This window comes from Pseudoroseomonas cervicalis ATCC 49957 (genome assembly GCF_000164635.1).
GTDB lineage: Bacteria > Pseudomonadota > Alphaproteobacteria > Acetobacterales > Acetobacteraceae > Pseudoroseomonas > Pseudoroseomonas cervicalis.
In genome coordinates this window covers 87,170-92,843 of sequence record NZ_GG770777.1, presented here as the reverse complement: position 1 = coordinate 92,843, position 5,674 = coordinate 87,170, and the positions used below count along the sequence as shown (strand labels likewise).

Here is a 5,674-nt window from a genome sequence, read left to right as displayed (position 1 = left end):
CGGCAGCCCGGCCAGGGGGCGCGCCGGCCGGGCGGCGGGCAGGGGCACGACGATGGCGTGATCCGAGGGCATGACTTCTCAACCGACACGCGCACTCTACAGCGGGGCGGCATGGTGGTAGAAGCACCGGCTCGAAGGAATTGGCCGAGCAATGACCGTACGCACCCGTTTCGCCCCCTCCCCGACCGGGTATCTGCACATCGGGGGGGCGCGCACCGCCCTCTTCAACTTCCTCTTCGCCCGCCACCATGGCGGCCAGTATCTGCTGCGCATCGAGGACACCGACCGCCAGCGTTCGACGCCCGAGGCGGTGCAGCAGATCCTCGACAGCCTCGCCTGGCTCGGCCTCGACGCCGATGAGCCGCCGGTGATGCAGACCGCGCGCGAGAGCCGCCATGCCGAGGTGGCCCGCCAGCTGCTGGCCGAGGGCAAGGCCTATCAGTGCTTCTGCACCCCGGAAGAACTGACCGAGATGCGCGAGACGGCGATGAAGGAAGGCCGCCCGCCGCGCTATGACGGCCGCTGGCGCGACCGCGACCCGGCCGAGGCGCCGGAAGGCGTCAAGCCGGTGATCCGCATCAAGGCCCCGCGCGAGGGCGAGACGGTGATCCACGACCTCGTCCAGGGCGAGGTGCGCGTGCAGAACACCGAGCTGGACGACATGATCATCCTGCGCTCGGACGGCACGCCGACCTATCTGCACGCGGTGGTGGTGGACGACCACGACATGGCCATCACCCACGTGATCCGCGGCGATGACCATCTCACGAACACCTTCCGCCAGGTGATGGTGTATGACGCGATGGGCTGGCGCCGGCCGCATTTCGCGCATATCCCGCTGATCCACGGCGCCGACGGCGCCAAGCTGTCGAAGCGCCACGGCGCCGTCGGCGCGCTCGAATTCCGCGACCAGGGTTTCCTGCCCGAGGCCGTCTGCAACTATCTGCTGCGGCTCGGCTGGGGGCATGGCGACGAAGAGTTCGTCCCGCGCGACCGCGCCATCGAGCTGTTCGACCTGAAGGATGTCGGCCGCGCCGCCAGCCGGATGGACTACGCCAAGCTCACCCATCTGAACGCCCAGTATCTGCGCCAGATGGACCCGGACGCGCTGGCCCGCCGCGTGCTGGAGATCATGGCGAAGCGCACCTCGATCAGCTTCGGCACCGAGGAGGCGGAGCGCGTCCGCCTGCTGATGCCCGACATCATGCCGCGCGCCCGCACCCTGAACGAGGCCGCCGACATGGCCGGCTTCGCGGTGGCCACCCTGCCGCTGGCCTTCGAGGCCAAGGCCCAGGCGCAGCTGACGCCCGAGGCCAGGGAACGGCTGAAGGACCTCGCCATCTTCCTGACCGACGCGCCGTGGGAGCGCGCCGATCTCGACAAATGGCTGCGCGACTATGCCGAGGTGAAGGAGATCAAGCTCGGCGCGGTCGCCCAGCCGCTGCGCGCGGCGCTCACCGGCTCGACCCAGTCGCCGCCGATCGACGCCGTGCTCTTCGCCCTCGGCCGCGCCGAATCCGTCTCCCGCATCCTCGCCGCCGCCGGCGAATGATTCTTCCGGCTGCCGGTCAGGGCCGGGACGGGAGGGGCGCCACGGCGGCGCCCCGCCTGGGCCCGGCCCCGGCGGGGCTGGTTTGCGGTGTGGGGACTTTCCTTCACCGGGACCGCGCATCATGGTGCGCGGCGCAAGGCGCGGACGGCACCCCTGCCCGCCGCGCGCCGGGCAACCGGGAGAATACAGAGTGAACGAGTCTCTACTGACCCAGCTCCGCGACCTGCAGCCGGAGCTGGCGGCGATCCGCCAGGACATCCATGCCCATCCCGAGATCGGCATGGAGGAGGAGCGGACCGCGGCGCTGGTCGCAGCCAAGCTGCGCGGCTGGGGCATCGCGGTGACCGAGGGCATCGGCCGCCACGGCGTCGTCGGCACGCTGAAGGGCCGCCTGCCCGGCCAGCGCGCCATCGGGCTGCGCGCCGACATGGACGCGCTGATGATCCACGAGGCCACCGGCAAGCCCTATGCCTCGACCAACCAGGGGCTGATGCATGCCTGCGGGCATGACGGCCACACCACGATGCTGCTGGGCGCGGCGAAATACCTCGCCGAGCACCGCGATTTCGCCGGCACCGTGCAGTTCATCTTCCAGCCGGCCGAGGAAGGCCGCGGCGGCGCCAAGGCCATGCTGGCCGACGGGTTGTTCGAGCGCTTCCCCGTCGATGCCGTCTACGGCCTGCACAACATGCCGGAGCTGCCGCTCGGCCATTTCGCCATCCGCCCCGGCCCCTTCATGGCGGCGCCCGACCGCTGGGTGGTGACCTTCCGCGGCACCGGCGGGCATGGCGGCGCCACGCCGCACCTCTCCACCGACGTCACCGTGCTGCAGGCGCAGTTCATCCTGGCGCTGCAGACCGTGGTCAGCCGCAACATCTCCGCCATCGACCCGGCGGTGATCAGCGTCGGCGCCATCGAGGGCGGCTCCTTCGGCTCCACCAACGTCATGCCGGCCGAGATCCGGGTCGGCGGCACCGCGCGCTCCTTCACCCCGGCCGTGCGCGACACGATGGAGCGCCGCATGACCGAGCTGGCCCAGGGGCTGGCCGCCAGCTTCGGCTGCACCGCCGAGGTCGCCTATCGCCGCAACGGCACTCCGCTGGTCAACCATGCCGAGCAGACGGCGGTGGCCGCCCGCGCCGCCGCCTCGCTGGCCGGCGCCGCCCAGGTGAACGACCAGGCCCCGGCCTTCACCGGCGGCGAGGATTTCGCCTACATGCTGGACGCGCGGCCCGGCGCCTTCATCTTCATGGGCCAGGGCGCCGGCGGCGCGACCTCCGAGGGGCTGCACACGCCGACTTATGATTTCAACGATGATGCCATCCCGCACGGCGTCGGCTACTGGGTCAGCCTGGTGCGGGAGGAGCTGAAGCTCGGCTGAGCGGCGGCATCCCCGCCGCGCAACCCGCCCGGCCCTGCCCCGTTCGCCCCGAAGGCGGGCCGGGCCGGCGCGACCCACAGAGACATGCCCTGGCTTGGGGCGACGCGAAGAGAAGGACAAGCGCCGATGCGCATTGCGGCAGCGATTCTGGGGGCAGGCCTGGTGCTGGGCCTCGGCCTGACGCCGAGCGAGGCGCAAAGCCCCGAACCGCCCCATGCCTGGGCCTTCGGTAGCTGGACCGGCGGCTACTTCCCCGCCGCCGACACCCAGGGGCCGCGCTGCACCGGGCAGCCCAGCGTCATCATCACCCGCGACGTGGTGATGCGCTCCAACCCGCTCGACGTGCCCTATCGCCAGCGCATGATCGAGACGGCGACCGCCCAGCCCAACGGGCTGCTCATCCGGCTGACGCCGGTGACCCCGCCCGGCGCCCGCAACGTGCCGCCCGGCGTCGGCTTCGGCTGCGATGGCGACCCCAACCTGCTGCGCATCGAGCGCCGCGGCGATGGCGAGATCGTCTTCCCCAACTGCGCCGAATTCCCGGCGCCGCTGAAGCGCTGCACCAACTGAGGCCGGCGCTCAAGCCGCTGGCAAGGTCCTGGCCCTAAGCCTGTGCGCTCCCCCCTTGGGAGGAGCGCATGGCGCCCCGGGACGATGAGCTGCTGATCGCCTACCAGCTGGACCAGCCTTTGCCGCCAATCCGCCCTGGCGCGGTGCGGCGGGACTGGATGGAGGCCAGCCCGAACGGCTTCGCCTATCGCTGCCTGCCGCTGACCATGGCCAATGGCCATGGCTGGGAGGTGCTGGGCCAGACCGGCTTCGAGGCCAGCTGGAATGGCGGCGCGGCGCCCGAGGACGTGGCCATCCGCGTCACCCATCCCGGCGCCATGCCGCCCGCCAGCCATTTCGGCAGCGGCATCCTGACCTTCCCCATCCCCGTCCTGCTGCGCACCCCGCCGGGCATCGGCCTGTGGGTCAGCGGCCCGCCCAACGCGCCGAAGGACGGCATCGCCGCGCTGTCCGGCCTGGTCGAGACCGATTGGGCGCCGATGACCTTCACCATGAACTGGCGCTTCACCCGCCCCGACCAGGTGGTGCGCTTCCGCCCCCATGAGCCGATCTGCTTCTTCTTCCCGCTCCCCCTCGGCCTGGCCGAGGCGATGCGGCCGGAGAGCCGCGCGCTCGACACGGCGCCGGAGGAGGCGGCGGCCTACCGCGCCTGGCAGCAGGGCCGCGATGCCTTCAACGCCGCGCTGAAGGAAGCGGGATCGGCGGCGCAGCGCCAGGGCTGGCAGCGCCACTACCATCGCGGCGAGGCACCGGATGGCCGCGCCGCGCCGTCCCACCGCACCCGGCTGCGGCTGCGCCCCTTCCCGGCGCCGCCGCGCTAGAAGTTCAGGCCGGCAGCGTCACCAGCGCCGTCAGGCCGCCGCCCTCGCGGTTCTGCAGCACCACGTCGCCGCCATGCGCGCGCAGGATGTTGCGGGCGATCGGCAGGCCAAGGCCGGTGCCGCCGGTTTCCCGGTTGCGGCTGGTCTCCAGCCGGCGGAAGGGCTGGAACACGGCCTCCAGCGATTCCTCCGGGATGCCCGGCCCGTCATCCTCGATGCGCAGCCGGACCAGCGCGTCGCGCCCCGCGGGCGCCTCCAGCCGCAGCCGCGCATTGCCGGCATAGTTCAGCGCATTGCCGACGAGATTGGCCAAGGCGCGCTTCAGCGCGATCGGCCGGGCGCGGATGCGCAGCCGTTCCGGCCCCTGGTAGAACAGCGCCTCGGTTTCCAGTTCAGGCCGCGCATCGGCGGCCTCGTCCAGCACGGTGCGGCAGAGGGCGGCGAGGTCGAGCGGCACCGAGGGCTCGGTCGCCGAATCGTCGCGGGCGAAGGCCAGCGTCGCGTTCACCATCGCCTCCATCTCGTCGAGATCGGCCAGCATCTTCCGCCGCTGCTCGTCATCGTCGAGGAATTCGGCGCGCAGCCGCAGCCGGGTGATCGGGGTGCGCAGGTCATGGCCGATGGCGGCCAGCATCTGCGTGCGGTCGCCCACGAAGCGGCGGATGCGCTCGGCCATGGTGTTGAAGGCGCGGGCGGCGGTGGCGACCTCCAGCGGCCCGTTCTCCGGCAAGGGTGGCGTGTTGACGTCGCGCCCCAGCCGCTCCGCCGCGCGGGCCAGCGCCGAGACGGGGCGCGTCAGCCGCCGCGTCGCCCACAGGATCAGCGCCCAGGCGGCGCCGGTCATCAGCACGAAAGCGAACAGGAAGGTCTCGGAATGCCAGGGGCGCGGCGGCGGGACCGAGAGCCGCATGTTCAGCCACGGCCCGTCCGGCAGCTGCATGGCCACCACCAGGATGCCCGGATGCGGCCCGCCCGCCACCAGCGCCTCGCGCGGGCGGAAGCGCGACATGCCGCCGCCGATCAGGTCCAGCCGGAACAGCCGCACCAGCGCCAGCGGCGCGCGCGGCATGCCCGGCCGCACCGCCGGCAGGTCGGACAGGTCCACCACCAGCCCGGGCGGCAGGTCGATGTCGTAGAGCATGGCCTCGCGCCGGTCGGGCGGCGCCAGCATCACGGTGCGCCAGACGCCGAAGGCGCGGGCGCTGATCTCGCGCGAGATCGCCAGGCGTTGCAGATCCACCCGGTCCAGCGCGTGGATGGTCAGCCCCGCCGCCTGCACCAGCATCAGCGCCAGGGTCAGGAACAGCGCCGTCCGCCCGGCGAGGCTGCGCGGCAGGAGCCGGCGGATCA

At 72.3% G+C, this 5,674-nt stretch carries 5 protein-coding genes; 4 read left to right on the top strand and 1 reads right to left on the bottom strand.

The window, feature by feature from the left end; genetic code table 11:
* Nucleotides 1-151 precede the first annotated feature (151 nt).
* The 4 genes from gltX to HMPREF0731_RS00370 all read left to right on the top strand — a co-directional run bounded on the left by gltX (nucleotide 152) and on the right by HMPREF0731_RS00370 (nucleotide 4,324).
* Nucleotides 152-1,552, top strand: coding sequence for a glutamate--tRNA ligase (gene gltX, locus HMPREF0731_RS00385; protein ID WP_007001984.1), 1,401 nt, complete (start codon nucleotides 152-154; stop codon nucleotides 1,550-1,552).
* 190 nt (nucleotides 1,553-1,742) lie between these two features.
* Nucleotides 1,743-2,933, top strand: a complete 1,191-nt coding sequence (locus tag HMPREF0731_RS00380; protein ID WP_007001983.1) for a M20 aminoacylase family protein — start codon at nucleotides 1,743-1,745, stop codon at nucleotides 2,931-2,933.
* A 126-nt stretch (nucleotides 2,934-3,059) separates the two neighbouring features.
* On the top strand, nucleotides 3,060-3,503 hold the full coding sequence (locus tag HMPREF0731_RS00375; RefSeq protein WP_007001982.1) for a hypothetical protein: 444 nt from the start codon (nucleotides 3,060-3,062) through the stop codon (nucleotides 3,501-3,503).
* A gap of 68 nt (nucleotides 3,504-3,571) precedes the next feature.
* The gene (locus tag HMPREF0731_RS00370) at nucleotides 3,572-4,324 is read left to right on the top strand and encodes a DUF6065 family protein (protein ID WP_007001981.1); all 753 of its coding nucleotides are present in this window, start codon (nucleotides 3,572-3,574) and stop codon (nucleotides 4,322-4,324) included.
* A gap of 4 nt (nucleotides 4,325-4,328) precedes the next feature.
* On the opposite strand, the gene HMPREF0731_RS00365 is transcribed toward HMPREF0731_RS00370, so the two are convergent.
* On the bottom strand, nucleotides 4,329-5,674 hold a 1,346-nt coding region (locus HMPREF0731_RS00365), incomplete at its 5' end, for an ATP-binding protein (RefSeq protein WP_007001980.1).

Coding starts and splice junctions, on each gene's coding strand:
- gltX (WP_007001984.1), top strand. CDS start 152: ATGACCGTACGCACCCGTTTCGCCCCCTCCCCGACCGGGTATCTGCAC.
- HMPREF0731_RS00375 (WP_007001982.1), top strand. CDS start 3,060: ATGCGCATTGCGGCAGCGATTCTGGGGGCAGGCCTGGTGCTGGGCCTC.
- HMPREF0731_RS00370 (WP_007001981.1), top strand. CDS start 3,572: ATGGCGCCCCGGGACGATGAGCTGCTGATCGCCTACCAGCTGGACCAG.